Source organism: Gardnerella sp. KA00771 (assembly GCF_049244045.1).
GTDB lineage: Bacteria > Actinomycetota > Actinomycetes > Actinomycetales > Bifidobacteriaceae > Bifidobacterium > Bifidobacterium swidsinskii.
This window is the reverse complement of sequence record NZ_CP058368.1, coordinates 31,114-51,312: the sequence shown is the minus strand read 5'-3', so window position 1 is coordinate 51,312 and position 20,199 is coordinate 31,114. Positions and strand designations below refer to the sequence as shown.

Sequence of the window (20,199 nt, the reverse complement as noted above, 5' to 3'; positions counted from 1 at the left end):
TGTTGCAACCTTTATTGCAACTCTCGTTGCAATTTCAAGCTTTTTGACGATACTTTCGAGTTCTAACGAGCTTTCACTTTCATGTATCTGATACGTATAACAGATTTTTCTATAACTTTATTCCTAAAACTTGAGTGTACTAGACTCAAGTTTTGAAATCAAGATTAAGGGCTATTCCCTAAAATCAATCACATGTTGCATATTTAAGGTGAAATTGCAATGTTTTACGAATATTTTATAGACTGACTTCTGCAAATAATCTACAATATAAATATATCGTCGGCGACATATTACAGGTAAAATTATCCACAATAACAATGAGGCTATTATGAATAAGAAACTTTTTAAAACAATTACAATTGCAGCTGTTTTATGCGTACTATGGCCTACATCTTCCGCTTTTGCCAAAGAATCATATGATGATAAATTATCAAATTTTGCAAATGCGTTACCCTATTACGTAAATAAAGAAAAGCTAGATAAAAGCGTGCAAGAAATAGCTCAATATCATCATTGAAGCAAAGAAAAAGCGCTCGATGCAGAAATGGAATTATTGCAAAATCCAAATATCAATAAATACCAACAAGATAAATCTTCCAGCCAAACAACTATAACGCTACCAAACGCTCAACATCGTGGTGATTTTTATTTCACTCCTGCAGGACTACATGGTCACACAGGCATTTACTCGCAAAAAAATAAAATTGTTGAGGCAGTAGGACCAGGAGAAGTAGCTAGAGAAAAACTAGCTTTCAAGACTCTTGTAGCTCCAGGAGCAATAATACGTTCTGTTAATACATCTAATGCCAATAGAGCAAAAGCTGCAGATCGAGCTCGAACTTATATCGGTCGTGGATATAATAGTGCTTTCTTCCAACCGCATAAAAACGACTGGGGAGGACTACATTGCGCGCAATTAGTCTGGGCTTCTTATAAATATGGCGCTGGAATAGACATTGACGATGGCAACGATGAACTCGTCTGGCCTTGGGATCTTGAAAAAACAACAAAAGCCACAACATACAGAAAGCTTTGATGACAAGATGAAACAATTAAGCAAGAAGATAATTATTGTTTTACTGTGCTTTTCTGCCACCGTCATCGCATCAGCTATATTGTTTCTACTGTTTTGGCAGCAGATGCCTACACAAATTAGTTATAAACAAGCAAATCTTTCACATGCCGTTGGCGCTGTGGCAATAAGTGACATGACTGCCGGCAAAGAGAAGAAGCGAGATGGATTCATCGTATTACTCAACAACGATGGAACTTCTCAAACTATTACCACTTCTGCCATTGAATCTCCTAACATATTATGGAACACTGATGGTTTGTATTTCGTAGACGCTAAATTTGACTATTTCCTTGCCCAAAAAAGTAACATGCGTATTGCAATTAAACATCACAAAAAATTACCTGCTGCACAAGCTGGAATTTTTGAAAATAATCAGCACGAAGTTATTAGTGTTCTTGACCACGGTTTTACTCGCACTAGGAAAAATCAACTCGAATTCAATAGTATTACCCTTGGCAAACCGCGAAATACAGATATTATGCAATCACGTATATATGATGTATCGAGCGCTTGCGAGAGTGGCACGTACACCATTAGCCCCAGCGACAATGGAACTAATAGTTTTAATGGAACAAATGGATTCGTAATAAAAAAACTCCAAGATTCAATACCCATAAAACATATACTCAAAAATTCTGAAACGACGGTACATAGTTTTTCTACGATAGGAAACGATACAGCTCCTTGCATTCGCAACACCATCATTTCGATTGGAGACACAACGGAATATAAAAAAGACGATCCTGAATTCACTTTCACCACGTACGGTATTAATCGGTGGAATACGCAATCAGGAAAATTCGATTTTATACCGCTAACCTTGCAAAATAAGCGCATAGCCTATAACTATGGGGAAAAACACGATTTTGAAAATATTTCATATGGGAATAGGACAATGCTCAATGATCGCGAGCTCTTAGCACTCGACCAAGGCACAGGCGCGCTGTATAAAATTAATACAATTACTGGGAAAACGCAAATTACATTTACCATCCCAGTAAATACTTCAAGCAAGTTCAATCCAAAAAGATATTGGATGCAAACCACTAAAAATGCTATAGCAATTTTAGATAACGCAAATGGAGAAAAGACACCACAATCTACATTGTATTTTCTTAACAAAAAGAATTTTAAACTACAACAAACCGTGCATTTTGATAACACAACAAGTAATCTTCTTGCTGGGAAAGTAGATGGATGTCATTTCAGCGATTTTGCAATTAATCCACAAATGTAGACGATTTGCTAAATTACAGTTTATGGAAAAACTTAGGGGTGTCTTACAAATAAGACACCCTTTCCTTTAACTCTTATTCACTTACAACAACGTTTCGCAAAGAGCCAATGCCATCTACGTGCACGATAGCTTCGTCACCCGCGCGTAAAGTCCCAGCCGGGTATGGAGTTCCTGTCAAAATCACATCTCCCGGAAGAAGCGTTGAGAAGCTTGAAATCGCAGCAATTTGCTCAGGAATACTGTGAATAAGTCGAGCTGTGGTGCCACTCGCTTCTGGCACATTTTCACCATTAAGCGTAAATGAAATATGTGCATCGCGCCAATTTAGCTCGGTTGTAATCCAAGGTCCAAGCGGGCAAGAAGTGTCGAAACCTTTTGCGCGCGTCCACATTGGGTCGCTTCCTGCGCAATCTCGTAAAGTTACGTCGTTTACGCATGTAAAGCCAAAAACGTAATTCATTGCAGTATCTGCCGTCACATTTTTGGCGATTTTGCCCATAACAACTGCCACTTCTGGCTCAAAATTCATGTCGTTTGAGCAAGTAGGAATAACAATCGGATCGTCAGGTCCTATTACAGAAGTGCTCGGCTTTGTAAAAATCACCATATCTGCAGCAGTATGTGAAGAAGCCGCAGAAGAAGTAGCGCGCTCATCGTCGGAACGTGTATCGTAATTTTTTGCCAAGCCGTAAACTTTCGAAGGAATTACAGGTACAAGCAAGCGCACGCCATCCGCATCCAACGCGTAACGTTTACCAGTTGGTTTAACTCCTTGCGAGCTTAAAGGATGACCTTCAAGCGCTACTAAATAATCTTTACCGTCGGCTTTGTCTTTTTGAACGAAAGCGTATTGCGGAACTTCATTATATGAAAAACGTGCAATTCTCATAGTTCAAGATTACGCAGCACACTACACAAATGCGCGTGGGCCAAAGATTGCCGAACCGATTCTGACCATTGTTGAACCTTCGGCAATCGCCCACGCAAAATCACCAGACATTCCCATCGAAAGCTCTAATTTTACAGAGCTTCCATCATAATCTTGCACGAGTTGTTTACTCACACAATCTCTAATTTCTCGCAATTTTGCGAAACCGCTTCTCACTATTGTTTCATCATCCACGCGCGCTCCAAGCGTCATAAATCCGTGCAAATTAAGTGCCGGAAGACTAGATATAGCGAACGCTTCGTCAATCGCGCGTTCTGGCGCGCACCCCGATTTCGTAGCTTCTCCCGAAACGTTCACTTCCAACATAACGTCTACACAAAGTCCCAAATTTTGCGCGCGAGCAGATATCTTTTGCGCAAGTTCAATGCCGTCAACCGACTGAATACCATTTGCAAGTGGTAAAACTTTGTTTATTTTATTGCTTTGCAGTTGACCGATTAAGTAGAGCGGAATTTCGCCGTTTACACCAACGCTTAAACCTTCTCTAGCAGCTTCCGCGCGTAAAATTTCGGCTTTTGCAACGATTTCTTGTGGGCGATTTTCCCCAATTACTCTCACCCCAGCTTTAAGCGCTGCCATAATTTCGCCAACATCTCGCGTTTTAGTTGCGGCAAGTAGCGTAACCGACTCAGCTTTGCGACCATAATGCGATTCGGCTTGAGCAATGGCGTCTTGCACGCTGTGCACGCCGTCGGCAATTTGACGCGCACGAACACAATCAACCTCAGTATTCGCTAAATCTTTTTGCGCCATATATGCCATTTATTGCCCCAATCTAATCTCATAAAAAAGTCACACTAATTGAGGAATTTTATCACTATATTTACGACGTGCAGCTTCTGCAGTAACTCCAAGTGCGCGACCTATTGTATTCCAAGACTGACCATTTTTGCGGCTTTTGTACACAGCGTTATTTATCTCTTTTTCAATTGCGTGACGGCGATAATTCAATCTGCTCAATTCACGAGATGGATCCCAACGAGAATCCAAAGTTGGATCTCCTGGATCTGGTTCCGATTTTGCTTCCATTTCTTTTGAAATAATCTCGCCATATTCCGCAAAATCTTTTTGCTCTTCTTTACTCAATTCACTAAATTTCATTTCAACCCTTCCTTTTCTCAGTCTAAATACATAGTTTAGTCGAGGAAGGGCACGGATTTGTCGGCTAGGTTTGCGCGAACAGAATCCCACGGCGTGTCAAAGCTTTCAAACAACGCGAGAGCATCGTCGGCACTCATATCTACAGGCTGATTTTGACCAGGCTTTTTGTATCCCAAAAGATACATGCAATAGCCAATCATGCGCTCGGCACTCCAGCCAGATTCACGAAGAGCACCGACGTCTAGCGAGTGCTTACTTTTTGCAAGTCGCTCGCCTTGTGCGTTATCAATCAGCGGTAAATGCGCAAATTGCGGACGCACATAGTGCACGCCATAAGCCGCAAAAAATCCCGATTTTTCAAGCAGCTCACCAATCCAAATTTGAAGCGCTGCCGAACGAAGCAAATCGCGGCCGCGCACAATATCATTTACTCCGCTCAAGACATCGTCAACAACAACAGCAAGCTGATAAGAAAAAACGCCATCCGCGCGGCGAATCACCATATCCCCCAAATCGCGATCAATATTAAAAGATTGCACACCAAAAATCGCGTCTTCAAAACTCACATTTGCTTGCAGCGAATCAGCAGGCGGCACTGCAAGCCTTAAAGAATGTTGCTGATTATTTTGCAAACGCTTTTCGATTTGCGACAAACCTTGCGCAGTTTTGCGAAGATTTCTGCACGTACCCGGGTAGCGTATAAAACCGTCGCCTTCTTGCGGAGCTGCGATTGCACGAATATCGGAACGCGAGCAAAAACACGGGTAAATCAACGAATTTCCGTCAGCATCTTGCAAAGATTCTAACGCATCAAGAGCTTCTTGGTAGATTGCAGTGCGCTTATGCTGATAAGTAGGCTCACCAACCCAATCAAGACCAGCCCACTTCAAATCGTCAACAACTCGCGCGCTAGCATCTTTCGGCATTCGCGCAATATCAAGATCTTCCAAACGCAAAAGCATGTGGCCACCCTGCGATTTTGCAGAAAGCCACGCAGCCAACATTGCTACCATGTTTCCAATATGCATACGCCCGGAAGGAGTCGGCGCAAAACGACCAATTGCAATAGTTGACTTTGAAAACATGATTTCGTCTTTCTTAAAATCTTTCTTAAAATCTTTCTTAAAATCTTTTCCAATATTTTTCTTAATAAGCACAAGCTTGCAAAGCATAAGCTTGCAAAATAAAAAGCGCGTAACGCATTCATACTAGCATTACGCGCTTCTTACAATCGCAATAAACCGCAATCAATCACAGTTAAAAGCAAATGTTTTATGCAAATAACGACTTATACATAACCACACCCAAGATTGCGCCGGCAATAGGAGCAATAACTGGAATCCACGCTTCACCCCAGCGAGAAGATCCCTTGTGCGGAATTGGCAAAATTGCGTGAAGCAAACGCGGCATAAGATCACGAGCAGGATTCAAAGCAGGACCAGTTGGACCACCCATAGAAGTCACCAAGCCCCAAACAACGAAGCCAACGACGATTGAAGCGCCAGCCAAATTCTTCTCACCCCAAGGAGAAGTAAGGCAGCAAAGTGCAGCTAAAACAAGCACAAGCGTGCCGAAGAACTCGTTAAGGAGGTAGTTAATTTTGTTGTTATACGCATCCGTAGTGCAGAAAGTGCCAAGAATTGCTTCTGACTCCTCAGTTTCGTTGTAATGCGGCAAATAAGTTACGTACACAATAAGCTGACCAACCAGCGCGCCTAAAAGCTGAGCTACAATATAAGGCGCAACGTTAGCCCACGGGAACATGCCGTTTACAGCTTGCGCAATTGTCATAGCAGGATTGATATGCGCACCTGAGATTCCGCCAAACATGAGCACTGGGAACATCACGCCAAAACCGTAGCCCATAGCAATATTTAGCCAGCCAGCATGGTGTCCTTTAGTATTTTTTAATTCAACGTTTGCTACAGCACCGTTTCCGAAAATCATGAGAATAGCAGTGCCAATAAATTCTGCAGCCAACATTGCCATAAACGAATGTTGCATGGTCCTTCGATCCTTCTTACTTGTTTCAAACTCCACACACGTAATCACGCGTATAAATAACGACTCGTCGCTTAACAATCGTCCAACAACTCGCAATTGCGATTAGCACAGCATGGAACACAATATATTCTCATTTTCAAAGAAGCTAAGAAAATGAATTCCAACATTTATTCTTTGATAGTTTCCCTTATACGCGCGACAGTCTGCGTAAATAGTAAAATCGCCCTCACACCAAAAGAGGCCCGCCACCTTGGCGAGCCTCTTATCTACAAAAACAATATCTGCGGTTTCATCTTCACAACATCCTCGTTGCAACGGTTAAAGTCTTAAATATCCCGTCCAACGTCCACGGATTTCATATCCATACACTTTTGTGGGTTACCGCTATCTCTTTTTTGTTTTTGTAATTATTATTATCATCGTTTTTTGCCTAATAGTAAAGAGCAAATTAGCCTTTGTTAACATATTGTCACTACTGTTCAATTGCACACGAAAAATCGCAACTCTTGCGGCATTTTGTGAACATGCAAAGGTTATCATGTTAAATTACGTTCGCATGAGACACACTCCGGCGTGTCGCAAGATATTTTTAGAGCGCAAAGCAAGCAATAAAATCGACACTCAGTCGCGCACTTCCCTTGCAACGCATACAATTACAGAATATGGTACAAATTTTTGACGCTCCCTCAAAGGCGATACTGCGCGGTCAAATTGCCGAACACATCGCCGAAGATGAAAAGGCAGAAAAGCGTGAAGCTCGTGAGGGTGAGCTACCGTTGCCAAAAGATCGTTTCTTCGACCGAGAATTAAGCTGGTTGAAGTTCAATCGTCGCGTGCTCGAGTTGGCTCAGAATACAGATTTGCCACTTCTTGAACGCGCTAATTTTGCTGCTATCTTTGCGTCAAATCTCGACGAATTCTTTATGGTTCGAGTTGCAGGATTAAAGCGCAGAATAGATTCTGGAATAGCAGTAACTGCAGCATCCGGCTTAAGCCCTCGTCAGCAATTGCGCGCTATTAGTGAAGTAACTCACCGCCGTCAAGATGAGCACGCTCACTATGTTATTGAGCACATTCTTCCTGAGCTTGCCAAACAGCGCATTGTGTTGCTCAGCTGGGATAAGCTTACAGAATCAGAAAAAGCACGTTTGTCTGATTACTACAAAAAGCAAGTATTCCCTGTTCTTACGCCTCTTGCAGTGGATCCTGCTCACCCATTCCCATACATTTCCGGCAAGTCTATTAACTTGGCTGTTATCGTCGAAAATCCAAATTCTGGAAAGTCGCATTTTGCGCGCGTAAAAATTCCAGATAATTTGAATCGCCTTGTACCAGTTGACGATTTAACAGACGAAGAAGGTCGCGAAGAGCGCTACGGCTTCATCACTATGGAAAAGCTGATTGCAGCACACTTGGAATCACTTTTCCCAGGAATGATTATTAAGGAAGCTCGCTCTTTCCGCGTTACGCGTAACGAAGATATTGACGTTGAGGAAGACGATGCAGAAAACTTGCTTAACGCTATGGAGAAGGAACTTCTTCGCCGCCGCTTTGGACCGCCAATTCGTTTGGAAATTTCTAACGAGGCCAGCCCATTCCTTTCTCAGCTTCTTGCAAATCAACTTCGCGTAAGCCCTGAGGAAGTCTATCGCTTGCCTTCGCCGCTTGATATGACGGTATTGTTTGAATTGCAGGCGCTTGACCGCCCAGATTTGAAGTATCGTCCGTTTATTCCTACTACGAACCGTCAGATTGCGGAAGTTGAAACTAGCCACGCTCAAGATATTTTCGCTTCTATTCGCGAGCATGACATTTTGCTGCATCATCCTTACGATTCGTTCTCTACTTCTGTACAGGCATTCCTCGCGCAGGCTGCTGCAGATCCAAAAGTGCTTGCAATTAAGCAAACTTTGTATCGAACGTCTAGCAATTCGCCAATTATTGACGCTCTTGTTGACGCAGCTCACGCTGGCAAACAGGTACTTGCGCTGGTTGAGATTAAGGCACGATTTGACGAAGACGCAAATATTGCTTGGGCTCGTAAGCTTGAGCGCGCAGGCGTTCACGTTGTGTACGGCATTGTTGGTTTGAAGACTCACTGCAAGCTTTCACTCGTGGTACGCCAAGAAGCAGAAGGGTTGCGTCGCTACTGCCACGTTGGCACAGGTAATTACAATCCTAAGACTGCTCGCCTTTACACTGATTTGGGGTTGCTTACTTGCGATCCTGTAGTCGGACAGGATTTGACTCGCTTGTTTAACCAGCTTTCCGGTTATGCCCCAAAGTCAAGCTTCCATCGCTTACTTGTAGCTCCACGAACCGTTCGCACTGGCATTATTCAGCGTATTCGCCGCGAGGAAGCCGCAGCTCTTGCTGGCAAGGAAGCGTGGATTAAGATTAAGGTCAATTCCGTAGTTGATGAGCAAACTATCGACGCTTTATACCGTGCTTCTCAAGCTGGCGTGAAGATTGATATTGTTGAGCGTGGAATTTGCTCACTGAAGCCTGGCATTGAGGGATTGAGTGAGAATATTCGCGTTCGTTCTATTCTTGGTCGATTCCTTGAGCACAGCCGTATTTACGCGTTCGCTAATTCTTGTGGCCCGCAGATTGGTGACGGTCCTGCAAGTGGTCCAGAAGTGTGGATTGGCTCGGCTGATTTAATGCACCGCAATCTTGATCGTCGAGTTGAAACCCTAGTTCGCATTACTGCGCCTGATCAAGTTGAAGCATTAATTCAGTATATTGATTTGCAAATGGCTGATTCAACTGTTTCGTGGTGGATGGATGGCGACGGCACGTATACCTTGCATTCTCGTGATAAGGAAGGCCGTCCGCTCGTTGACAGCCAGGCTTACTTGATTCATACTCACACGCGCAAGCCTCGCGGCGCGAATTAATCGCAAATAACTAATAAACAATAAGCAAGAGCCAGATTCAGTAACATGTTTCTGGCTCTTGTTGTGTTTATTAACCCTTTATAATCTGGCTAAATCTCAAGCATTTCCGGCAATAGCCGAAATTTCTACAGCACCATTTGTCAGTTTTAGGAAGTTTTTTACGCCATAATTTGCCAGTTTTAGGAATTTTGGGTTATATAACAAAATATCTGACTTACTCAGCACATCTGTATCACAGTCATAACTTGTGGTATCACAGTCGCGGAAGCCAGAATGACTGTCATAGATCTACGCATCTCGGTCAAAATACATAAGATCACTGTCAAAATATAGCCAATCACGTTCAAAATCAAAAAATGACAGTCATGTATACGAAAATCACTGTTACGAACGAGAAAAATGACTGTAACAACACTTATATCACAGTCATGACTGTGATAAACGTAAGCAGCGCAAATATACAAAAATCAGCAACTAAATTGATTCTAACCAAATGAGCAAATAATCGAATTGCAATAAATAACCAAGCACAACTAAAAATTGCGAAAGAAAACCGCTAAAATAGTGAATATGAGTGCAGTAACGACGCAATACGTTGAAGCAGCTGGCGGAATTATTTATCGCAAGCGCAATACTACAAACAGCTCAAATGCAGATGAAGAGACAAAAACAGGCAGCAATGCAATAAATCCAAACCATGCGAATAAGCCAATCAGCGCAATAAAGTCTAGCGACGACGATTTTGAGCTTTGCCTAGTCTACCGTCCTAAATATGACGATTGGAGCTGGCCAAAAGGAAAGAATGAGCCAAACGAATCGCATCGCCACACAGCCGTGCGCGAAGTTGGAGAAGAAACAGGATATTCAGTCACACTAGGCCCACACATTGCCAAAATAGAGTATCCGCTTGAGCGCGAAGGCAAAAAATCTTCCAAGAACAGCTCATCAAATAGCAGCCAAAATCGCAATTCTCAGCCGGAAGTAATAAAGCGAATCCACTACTGGATGATGCGCTTAATCGACAAGCCAACTGCAGCAAAGCGTCTCCCTGCTTTCGGACCAATTAAGCCAGCAAAACCTACTGAAATTGGCAATGTTTTATGGCTTACTCCTTCTCAAGCGCGAAAAAAGCTTACGCACGATAGCGACCGTGAAGTGCTAGACGCTTTCTTAGAAAAGCTCCACGCAGGTAAAGCAGAATACAGCACGTTGCTTCTAGTGCGTCACGGAAAAGCTGAGTCTCGAAAAACTTGGCAAGGAAGCGAAGCGACTCGACCAATCACACCTCTTGGAGCAGCCGCATCATACGCTCTAGGACGCGAGCTTGCCTGCTACGCGCCGAATAAAATCATATCGTCACCTTGGAAGCGTTGCGTTGAAACGGTTGCGGCTTTTGCACACGACTCTTCACTTCAAATAGAACAGGTTGCGGAACTTACTGAAGACCATCACGAGAAACAACCAAAATCTACATTGTCTGTGCTTATAAACGAAATACAAAATCTTGAGTGCCACACACAAAATACAAGCGCAGCTAGCAACGCAATCGCTACCAACAAAGCAACAGTCATGTGCCTGCACCGCCCAGTGATTGGCACTTTCTTCGATTATTTGCGCGAAATAACAAAGCCTCGAGCACACAAGCGCATACTCAGCCAAAAATCTCCATACATGCCTACGGGAAGCGCAATAGTTTTGCACATAATTAGTACCCCTAAAGGCGCTCGCATTATTGATATTGAAAAGGTTCTTCCAAGTGTCTACTAGTTTAAATTCGCAATCGAGTTCTATTCATTCAAGCAGATCTGCTTTTATGCCAAGTCCTACAGGCTCTGCCCGCCCAAGCCGACCTGCACAAATGGATCCTGCAATGCTCACGCAGATTGAAGGCGGCACGGATCCGCAGGTTGTAAACGAAATTAGCCACACCTCCGCCGCCGTTCTGCTTAACCGCGTTCATAAAACGCAGTCGCCGGAAATTGTTGAGCGCGTGCTGAATTTGGTTGAAAATGAGGGCATTGAAGTTATTGCAGATTTGTGGAGCCATGCGGAAGCAGAGTCTATTCCTGGAATGTTGTGGCGACTTTATTTATTGCGCATGTCGCTACGAAAACAGCGCGAAGCTTACGCTGAGTACTGGAGTCTTGGCGAACCTGAAACAACAAGCGCATCCGCTATTACAGGAATTGACGAAGCTCCTACAGGAGAAGATATTGCGCGACTTGCAGATTCTATTCTTTCTGGTGCTTTTACAGGCGATTTTGCTGTAGCGCTTTACCGATCTTCAGCTTTTACTTCGATTATTGCGCGCGGAATGCAAGTTTACGCAAAAAAGTTAGACAAACAAGCAAATACAATGCACACGCAGAAAATTGCAAAAGTTTTGCATATCTCAGCAAATATGCACGCACTTTCGTTATCTTTTGCTCATGGAGCGAAATTATGGCGCGCAGAAAAGTTGGAATAAATTATTTGCGATTAAAATTGTGCGGCGCGTGAAAATAGAAAACAAGGTATACTCAAAATGATGCTGGCTTGTGTTTAAGCCCCGGGCTCCATTTTTTGCCGCTGCGAGCGGCGTTTGCGCCGACAGGCGCTTTCGCAAGTCAGTATCGTTTCTGTTCTGAATCTTGAATTTTAAGTTTTAGTTTTAGTTTTAGTTTTTAGATTTTGCTAGCTAATTTTAGATAAAATATATATTTTTACTCACATTTGTTTATATTTTGCGCAAAAATAACGGCACGCCGATAGCTTAACATGCCATGCTTGCATTACCCTAGAAGGTATGGATCTTCATGTTTTACATCATCCGCTGGTGGACCACAAGCTCACCGTTTTGCGTGATAAGAATACACCTTCTAATATTTTCCGCGAGTTGGTTTCCGAATTGGTAACCCTCGAAGCATACGAAGCAACCCGTAATTTGGAAGTTAGCGATCGCGAGATTGAAACTCCTATTTGCAAGATGACTGGCAAGCATTTGAACCGCCCACGCCCAATGGTTGTGCCGGTTTTGCGCGCTGGTCTTGGCATGCTCGATGGCATGACTCGCCTTCTTCCAACCGCTGAGGTTGGATTCCTTGGCATGAAGCGCGACGAGCAGACGCTCGACATTGTCACTTATGCCAACCGTTTGCCAGAAGATTTGACCGGTCGTCAATGCTTCCTTCTTGACCCAATGCTTGCCACTGGTGGCACTCTTATTGCCGCTACGCATTATTTGGCTGAGCGCGGCGCTAAGGATGTTACTGCTATTAACATTTTGGCAGCCCCAGAAGGCTTAGAGCGCTTGGAGAAGGAACTTGATCCTTCCATCGATTTTAAGGTTGTTGTTTGCGCTGTTGACGAGCATTTGAACGACAAAGCTTATATCGTTCCAGGTCTTGGCGACGCTGGCGACCGCTTGTATGGTTTGATTGATTAATACACTCACCAAATCAAGCGAAAACTAGAATCAAAAACTACAAAATAGCCTGCTGATTTGCAACACTTTGCAAGTTCAGCAGGCTTTTGTGTTTAGCGTTAACAAATTTTAGCGCAGATAAATCTCTTACCGAGGACGAGTTACGGCCACTTCGCGAGCGCGCTCTGCTAATTCGTCTAGTTTCGCAAGCTCCGCGCGTTGAGCATCAGTTTGCTTTGGCGAAAATTCGCCGTAACGATTTTGTGCAGCGGTACGAATTAAAAAGTCAGCCAGACGCGGATTTTTCGGCAAAACTGAGCCGTGCATATACGTTCCAATAACATTGTATTTGCGCGCTCCTTCCGTGTGATCTTTGCCATTGTTACCGCAATTTTCACTATCAACCGAGCCAAGTGGCAGCGTGCCATCTTCCAAGCTTGTGCGCCCAGAATGGTTCTCGTATCCCACAATATCGCCAAAATCGGCACTATGCTCCACAAGATTTCCAATCATGCGCACGTCTTGACCAACCGTATGCTCGCCAAGTATTTCAATTCCTTTAAGCTTTTGACCATCAACGGTTTCAAAATACTCTCCAAAAAGCTGGTAAAGACCACAAATCATAAGCATTGGAACGCCATCTTTTGCAAGCCCACGAATCGCGTCTGCTCGCGCAAATAAATCTTCAGTGACTCTACTTTGACCATGATCTTGACCACCGCCACCAAGAATCATATCCACGTGTTCTGGCCATAAATCGCCAACATTGTACTCGCGTAGCACAGGCTCGTAGCCATACAATTCCGCTCGGCGCATAATTGTAAGCACATTCCCGTAGTCCCCGTAAATATTCATGTCTTTCGGGTACAACGACACAATATCTAGCACGCGATTTTCTTCAAAAGTAGCATTTGCTTTACTAATATCACTGGAACCATTCATGACAATTACTTCCCAACTCCAACGTCTTTAACTTCCGCAAGTTGTGCTAAAGCAGCGCGCACGCGAAGCATAGCAGTATACGTGCAATATATGCGCTTAGCATTTTTAGTATTGCCACTAAAATCGCCATTTACAAAAGCTTTAGCATCTTCTTCCAAATCCGTATTCACATTGCGAGCCTCAACCTTATCGTATTGCAACCGCAAAGCCATATCCCATGCGCGAGTGCCCGAAACACACGCAACTCCAGTGCCGCTAAAGCTTGCAAAATCAACGTCCCACAGCCAGCTCATATCTCTACCGTCAGCGTATTCGTCACAAATTGCAATCATGGTATCGTGATTTTGTGGATGGTCCGAAGCAATCGCAAGTCTAAAACCAATAGGATTCTTCACTAAAACAAGCTCAACAGGAGCGCCATTAACTTCAATTACTTCTCCTCTACCAAAAGCAGGAGTTACGTGCGAAATCGCTTCCATAAGCGCGTCGTCGTCGAATTTTTGCAGCGCAGAATTTTGTTTTGTAGCATCCGCTAATATAGCGCGAACTACTGTTGCAGCTGCAGCAGCGTTGAAAATGTTGTAAGCGCCGTCGAGTTTTACAGATGTGGTTTTACTCTTGCCATCAAGTATAAACTCGGCCTCATGGTCTCCAACTTTTGAAAGCACAACGTCTGCTTTAGGAAGATTGTTAGCCTTGCTTTCTGCAGTATCTTTGCAATTTTCGCTTTTTTCAGCAGTATTGTGCAAATCATCATCCGTTGGGAACATGCTTTTTACTGCGTCATCCAAACCAAAATACCGCACACAAGTCCCGGAAGGAACAACTTTTGCAAGCGCGCAAATACGTGAATCTTCGCGATTTAGCACTACCGTTCCTTCAGTTGCTGCAGCTACATTGCTTAATAGTTTTGCAGTTGTGTCAATTTCGCCGAATCGATCGAGCTGATCTCGCATAACATTTAGCAATAAAGAATAACGAGGCTTGATTTGATTTACAAAATGCACTGCGTACGCTTCGTCGAGCTCTAAAACTGCAATATCCGCATTTAATTTTGTGCCAAAAGCCGGCATTATTTTTGCAAGAGATGCCACTACTCCTCTAGTAAAGTTTGAACCGGTTGGATTAGTAAATACATTAAGCCCTGCGTCACGCAGCATAGAAGTTACCATACGCGTTGTGGTAGTTTTGCCATTAGTTCCGGAAATAAGAACTATTCCGTATGGCAATGATGCAAGAGTACGCGCTAGAAAGCCGGAATCAAGGCTCTCAATAACTTTCCCCGGCAATGCGCTTCCGCCATGATGTAGCACCCTAGAAAGAGCGCAAACAAGTTTACCAACAGCAGGCATTGCAAAACTGTACCAATGCTTATGCAAATTTTGACGCAACTTTTTATGCGATTCATGGTCGCGGCTTGACATACTAAATCACACCCCTTACTGCTGGTAGTCTTGCGGCATATCCATGAACTTGGAAGTTGCACCCAAGAAGGCAAGATTAAACGTGTCAGTAGGGCCGTTACGATGCTTTGCCATAATAATATCTGCTTCGCCTGGGCGATCTTCCTTATTGTAAAAATCAGGGCGATGCACTAGGAACACAACGTCAGCATCCTGCTCAATAGAACCAGATTCGCGCAAATCTGAAAGCTGTGGTTTCTTGTCGTTTCGCATTTCCGGCCCTCGGTTAAGCTGGCTCAATGCCACAACTGGCACTTCAAGCTCTTTTGCAAGCAACTTAAGCGCACGTGAGAATTCCGAAACTTCCTGCTGTCGGCTTTCCACGCGCTTGCCGGAACTCATCAGCTGAAGGTAATCAATAACTACCAGTTTCAGATCATTAGTTTGCTTCAAACGACGGCATTTTGCGCGAATTTCCATCAAGCTCATATTTGGACTGTCATCAATAAAAAGCGGAGCGTTTTGCATTTTTGTCCAAAAAGTATTAAGAGTATTCCAACGATCCGGAGTAATATCTTCCGCTCTTCGCATAGCAGCAAGCGGAATATTAGTTTCTGCAGCAATAATGCGCTGAGCCAATTCCACTTTGCTCATTTCTAGAGAGAACACAATAGACGTCATATTGTGGTGCAGTGCTGCTGAACGAGCGAAATCAATGCCAAGTGTTGACTTACCCATAGCCGGACGACCAGCAACAACAATCATTTGACCAGGCTGCAAACCTTGAGTAACTTCGTCAATATCTCTAAATCCAGTCGGCACACCTTGCTCAAGTTCATGATTTTGCATTTTATCGAGCTGATCAAGAGTATTTTGCAAAACTGGGCCAATAGCAACGTAATCTTGACGCACTTTGCCGGCACTCATCTCATACACTTCTGATTGCGCAAGATTTACAATATCTTCTGCTTGCGCTCCGGAAGCAGAATAGCCCATTTGCGCAATTTTTGTGCCAGCAGTAATAACGTTACGAAGAACAGCATTTTGGTGCACAATATCTGCGTAGTACATTGCGTTTGCGGCTGTTGGCACAGAAGCTACTAGGCTGTGCAAATAGTCAGCTCCGCCAACTTTATCGAGATTTCCATCTTTCATTAATTCGTTAGCTACAAGCACAACATCAACAGGCTGTGAGCCAGCGAAAAGCGTAAGAATAGCATCATAAATTGTTTGGTGCTGCGGTAAATAAAAATCTGATGTTTCAAGCAATTGAGACACTTCGCCAATAGCATCTTTGCTCATAAGCATTCCGCCAAGCACAGCCATTTCTGCATCGACATCGTGAGGAGGCACACGATCAAACAACGTAGCACCTACTTCAGCACCACGATTTGCAACGCCAGAACCATATGCAGAGGCGTCACCATTGCCACCACGATTGCTCCCTACGCGGATAACATTGCCTTTAGTAGATTGCCACATATCATTATCTGCCATAAAAACGAGTATAAACGCGCGCACGTATTATGAAAAAACGTAAATGTATTAACACAAAACTTTATTTACATTTTTAGCGCAGAGTCCATCCACGTATCATTTCTTATGCGCAAACTATTGCCTATTGCACGCCCCCCAATATAAACAGCATTTAAAACAACCCATAAAGTAATAGTTCTTACCACGTCATTAGCGTCGACGACGACATCAAAAACGCTTGTGAGCGCCAAAAATGTTAAATACACAGCAGCCATTACTGAGCAAGCTTTTGCTAAGTAACGGTGATCGCCTGCGCCAATTAATACGCCATCTAGTGCCCACATCCATCCAGCAAGAGGCAAGAACAATCCTAATATTGTCATACCTACAGAAATTAAAAACTGGATATCTGTATGCTGACTAAATAGTGGCGCGCAACTCCAACCCACGAAAATCATGAATAAACCGACTCCTACGCTGCTTACAGCTCCCACTTGAGCACAAATACGCGTAATCATTCCTGCGCGCTTACGACAGCCTGCACCTAGTGCTGCAGCAACAATAGTCTGCGCAGCAATACCAATTGCATCTAAAATATTCATAACAAAATTCCAACAAGAGTTAGCAACCTGATACGCGGCGAGAGTATTAGTACCGAGATGAGTCGCAGTAACAACCGTAGCTACCATGCACACGCGCAATGCAAGTGTACGAACAAACAAAGGCATACCAGTTCCAGCAGAATGTAGAATATGCTGGAAATGCGGTTTGAGACGCGCACCACTTTGAGTAGCCCAAATAACTGCAGGAATAGTGAGAACAAGTCCCATGTACCATTGCGCAATCATTGTTGCAATACCAGAACCAGCGATTCCCATATTGAGACCAAATACTGCGATTACATCGAGAATGGTATTTAGAACAGCTCCACTTACAGCAGCAAATAATGTTATGCGCACGTTGCAAAGACCGCGAAATATGCCATTTGCTGCATACACGAGCAACATCGCAGGCAATCCAGGCATAACCATTTGTGTGTAAACAATAGCATTTTGCAACGTAGAGCCACGCGCGCCTATTGCGTAACATAACGGTTCAGCGGCGAAAATAAGTATGACTGTAAGAATTATGCCAAGCAATAATGCAAGCCACAACCCATCCATACCAATGCTAAAACCTTCTCGACGCTTACCTGCGCCTAAGAGACGCGCAACCTGTGAAGTTGTATTGTAAGCCAAAAATAAGCAGAGACCTGTAGTAGTAAGAAGTACCGTTGATCCAATAGAAAGACCCGCTAGAGCACTTTTGCCAATATGACCAATAATAGCAGTGTCAATGAGTACAAATGCCGGCTCAGATATGAGCTGTCCAAAAGTCGGTACAGCTAGTAGCCAAATATTGCGCAGTACGTCTTTTTTGTTCTGGTTGTCCAACTTTTGATTTGTCATAATGCTTCATTCTACTGCTACTTTGTCACGCTTGCATAAAAGAAAATTGCAATATGCTAACAAATTTTATGCAAAAGCAATTGCGAGTGAAGTAACACAAATATGCGTAAATCGCAAATAAAAATATTATTTTAAAAAGTTATCCGCAGGATATCCACAATGTTATCCCCACTATGTGGATAAATTTGTGCGATATCCACGTAGACACGCCTAAAATGTGGATAACTTATCTTTTTTATCCACATCAAGCAATTCGTGCGTGTCATATGAATAACTTATTCACTAAAAATAAGTTATTCATTAAAAAAACTTGATTTTAAATTAGCAAAAATAGCAAAACCGCATATCTTAGATAAGACATGCGGTTTATACCAACATAATTCGAACTTGCTGCTAAATCATAGCGCTTACGCACATGCGTCTATTCTTTAGCACTATTATTTCGTTTTTCTGTTTTTTTATTCTTTTGCGATGATTCATCTTTTTTTACAGTTTCAAACTCTTCTTCAGAAGAAGACTCTTTTTGCTCAACTTCAGATTTAGAATCAACCTCAGAATCGCCTTGCTCAGGATTTGCCTCAGATTGATTAACCATAAAATCAGATTGTTCAACCTCGTTTTCACCCATATCAATATCAACAGAAGTAAGAACAGCCATTTGAGTTTTATTTGCATCATCATCTGCAACAGCAACTACAGCGCCATCATGACTTTGTGCAATAGAAGAAAAATCGTAAGCACGCTCTCCTTGATCAACCAAATCAACGCCCTTACGTTCCTTAGCTTCCGAAATACGCCATCCAAAAAGCTTTTCAAGAACAAAAGCTAATACTGCAGTTACAGCACCTGCATAAAGCACCGTAATCCCAATTAAGCACAGTTGTGCAACTAACTGATGCCAATCACCAACAGCGAGTAATCCAGAACCATCAGCAAATAAGCCTACTGCAAGCACACCAATAAGCGCAGCAACACCATTCACGCTAACTACATGCAAGGCACCATCGTAGCGCACAAAAGTACGAGAGTGAGTCACTAGAGAAGTAATAACACCAGAAAGAACACCCAAAACTAAAGCCCACAATGGAGCAATAACATCCGCGGCTGCAGCACTTGCAGCCAATCCAGCCATAACACCAGACGCAGCTCCCAAAGCAGTAAAGCATCCAGAGTGTAAACGTTCAGTCACACCCCAGGCAAGCATTGAAGCAGAAGCAGTTATTGTGGAACTCACCCAAGCATAACCTGCAACTCCAGGAACGCCTGCAGAAGAACCAATCATTAACCCAAGCCAACCGAACCAAATCAAGAAAACGCCAAGCATAACGAAAGGAACATTATGCGGATGGCGAGCAGCAACACCATTTTCAACGGCTGACTGCGTTGCAGTGGATTCAGCAGCAACCTCAGTCACTGTAGCAACTGGAGAGACAACAGTCTCACTAGCAGCATTTTTAGCATGCTCAACATCAGCCCACAATGCGCGCGATAAACGACTTTTAGGATTACGCGAATTAGTAGCTCCAGAATTAGCATTGCCACTCGTATGCGCAACATTCTTAATATGCAAAACAAAACGCTTAAGAGGGAAGTGAGCATGTCCGCCAATAATCATAACAATTGCAAAAGCCGAAACAGCCGCAGCAATATGCAATATAGAGCCACCTGCGAAGTCATGCACTGAAATACCTAACGCCTGTGAAATAGCACCATTAGGCGAAAGCAATCCACCACCGCACACCATATGTGCTAATGGAGCGAATACTAAAGTAATCCACACAGCTACGAAAATAAGCCAAATAGCGTAACGCACTCGACCGGCTAGAGCTCCAGTAATAAGCGCTACTGCAACAACAGCACATGCTAAACGAAAAGCTGCAGGAATGCCGCCAGATAATCCGGAATTTGCGTCCATAGACGTAAACACACCATGATCTGCCACCATCGAATCACGGAATAGCAAACCACTCAATGGATCACCTATAACACCACCAGCCATATCTTTGCCAGCAAAAGCTAACGACCATCCCCACAGCGTCCAAACCAGTGTGGTTACAGCAATAGCGCCAGCTGAAAGCATCATCATATTCACCATGGAAGTAGCGCGTTCACGGCCTCCATAGAACAGGGCAATACCCGGCGTAATAATAAACACCAACGCGCCAGCCAACAATGCCCATTGCGGATCCATTGTGGTCATTTTTCACCTCAATTATTTGAAACAGCGCAACAATAACATCATTGCAGCTTAAGTATTACTT

17 protein-coding genes are annotated in these 20,199 nt (G+C 43.5%); 7 read left to right on the top strand and 10 right to left on the bottom strand.

Annotated elements, in window-relative coordinates:
* Nucleotides 1-328 precede the first annotated feature (328 nt).
* From HXT57_RS00220 to HXT57_RS00210, 3 genes are read left to right on the top strand one after another with little or no spacing between them, the layout of a single operon-like run.
* Nucleotides 329-517, top strand: a complete 189-nt coding sequence (locus HXT57_RS00220) for a hypothetical protein (RefSeq protein WP_421783567.1) — start codon at nt 329-331, stop codon at nt 515-517.
* Nucleotides 518-544: 27 nt separating this feature from the next.
* On the top strand, nt 545-1,036 hold the full coding sequence (locus tag HXT57_RS00215) for a hypothetical protein (RefSeq protein ID WP_421783565.1): 492 nt from the start codon (nt 545-547) through the stop codon (nt 1,034-1,036).
* Nucleotides 963-2,312, top strand: coding sequence for a hypothetical protein (locus HXT57_RS00210; protein ID WP_240318946.1), 1,350 nt, complete (start codon nt 963-965; stop codon nt 2,310-2,312). Before HXT57_RS00215 ends, HXT57_RS00210 begins: the two co-directional genes overlap by 74 nt.
* A 73-nt stretch (nt 2,313-2,385) precedes the next feature.
* Here the strand turns inward: HXT57_RS00210 and HXT57_RS00205 are convergent, their stop codons facing one another.
* From HXT57_RS00205 to HXT57_RS00185, 5 genes are all read right to left on the bottom strand, one after another.
* Nucleotides 2,386-3,201, bottom strand: a complete 816-nt coding sequence (locus HXT57_RS00205; RefSeq protein ID WP_004110082.1) for a fumarylacetoacetate hydrolase family protein — start codon at nt 3,199-3,201, stop codon at nt 2,386-2,388.
* 21 nt (nt 3,202-3,222) lie between these two features.
* Nucleotides 3,223-4,023, bottom strand: a complete 801-nt coding sequence (locus HXT57_RS00200) for a YggS family pyridoxal phosphate-dependent enzyme (RefSeq protein ID WP_004110083.1) — start codon at nt 4,021-4,023, stop codon at nt 3,223-3,225.
* Between the two features lie 30 nt (nt 4,024-4,053).
* Nucleotides 4,054-4,362 carry a hypothetical protein gene (locus tag HXT57_RS00195; protein ID WP_415697910.1) on the bottom strand — a complete coding sequence of 103 codons (309 nt, stop codon included), beginning with the start codon at nt 4,360-4,362 and terminating at the stop codon, nt 4,054-4,056.
* A gap of 35 nt (nt 4,363-4,397) precedes the next feature.
* Complete coding sequence (locus HXT57_RS00190) at nt 4,398-5,447, bottom strand: glutamyl-Q tRNA(Asp) synthetase (protein ID WP_415697963.1); 1,050 nt, start codon at nt 5,445-5,447, stop codon at nt 4,398-4,400.
* A gap of 187 nt (nt 5,448-5,634) precedes the next feature.
* Complete coding sequence (locus tag HXT57_RS00185; RefSeq protein ID WP_116440305.1) at nt 5,635-6,366, bottom strand: MIP/aquaporin family protein; 732 nt, start codon at nt 6,364-6,366, stop codon at nt 5,635-5,637.
* Between the two features lie 662 nt (nt 6,367-7,028).
* Between HXT57_RS00185 and HXT57_RS00180 the strand changes: the two genes are divergently transcribed.
* The 4 genes from HXT57_RS00180 (at nt 7,029) to upp (ending at nt 12,690) form a co-directional block, all read left to right on the top strand.
* Nucleotides 7,029-9,266 (top strand): RNA degradosome polyphosphate kinase, encoded by a 2,238-nt coding sequence (locus tag HXT57_RS00180; protein WP_004110091.1) that lies wholly within the window; start codon nt 7,029-7,031, stop codon nt 9,264-9,266.
* Nucleotides 9,267-9,836: 570 nt separating this feature from the next.
* On the top strand, nt 9,837-11,033 hold the full coding sequence (locus HXT57_RS00175; RefSeq protein WP_415705460.1) for an NUDIX hydrolase: 1,197 nt from the start codon (nt 9,837-9,839) through the stop codon (nt 11,031-11,033).
* A 46-nt stretch (nt 11,034-11,079) separates the two neighbouring features.
* Nucleotides 11,080-11,733, top strand: a complete 654-nt coding sequence (locus HXT57_RS00170) for a thymidine phosphorylase (protein ID WP_076003122.1) — start codon at nt 11,080-11,082, stop codon at nt 11,731-11,733.
* A gap of 318 nt (nt 11,734-12,051) precedes the next feature.
* Nucleotides 12,052-12,690, top strand: a complete 639-nt coding sequence (gene upp, locus HXT57_RS00165) for a uracil phosphoribosyltransferase (RefSeq protein WP_004136544.1) — start codon at nt 12,052-12,054, stop codon at nt 12,688-12,690.
* Nucleotides 12,691-12,816: 126 nt separating this feature from the next.
* Here the strand turns inward: upp and HXT57_RS00160 are convergent, their stop codons facing one another.
* The 5 genes from HXT57_RS00160 to HXT57_RS00140 all read right to left on the bottom strand — a co-directional run bounded on the left by HXT57_RS00160 (nt 12,817) and on the right by HXT57_RS00140 (nt 20,138).
* A complete protein-coding gene (locus HXT57_RS00160; RefSeq protein ID WP_285089432.1) occupies nt 12,817-13,611 on the bottom strand; it encodes a type 1 glutamine amidotransferase in 795 nt (264 codons plus the stop codon).
* A gap of 5 nt (nt 13,612-13,616) precedes the next feature.
* The gene (locus tag HXT57_RS00155; protein ID WP_004110124.1) at nt 13,617-15,035 is read right to left on the bottom strand and encodes a Mur ligase family protein; all 1,419 of its coding nucleotides are present in this window, start codon (nt 15,033-15,035) and stop codon (nt 13,617-13,619) included.
* A 15-nt stretch (nt 15,036-15,050) separates the two neighbouring features.
* Nucleotides 15,051-16,511 (bottom strand): replicative DNA helicase, encoded by a 1,461-nt coding sequence (dnaB, locus tag HXT57_RS00150; protein WP_004110126.1) that lies wholly within the window; start codon nt 16,509-16,511, stop codon nt 15,051-15,053.
* 65 nt (nt 16,512-16,576) lie between these two features.
* Nucleotides 16,577-17,938 (bottom strand): MATE family efflux transporter, encoded by a 1,362-nt coding sequence (locus tag HXT57_RS00145; protein ID WP_004110141.1) that lies wholly within the window; start codon nt 17,936-17,938, stop codon nt 16,577-16,579.
* Nucleotides 17,939-18,359: 421 nt separating this feature from the next.
* Nucleotides 18,360-20,138: an ammonium transporter gene (locus HXT57_RS00140; RefSeq protein WP_012913714.1), complete on the bottom strand. Its 1,779-nt coding sequence runs from the start codon at nt 20,136-20,138 to the stop codon at nt 18,360-18,362.
* Between the last annotated feature and the right edge of the window lie 61 nt (nt 20,139-20,199).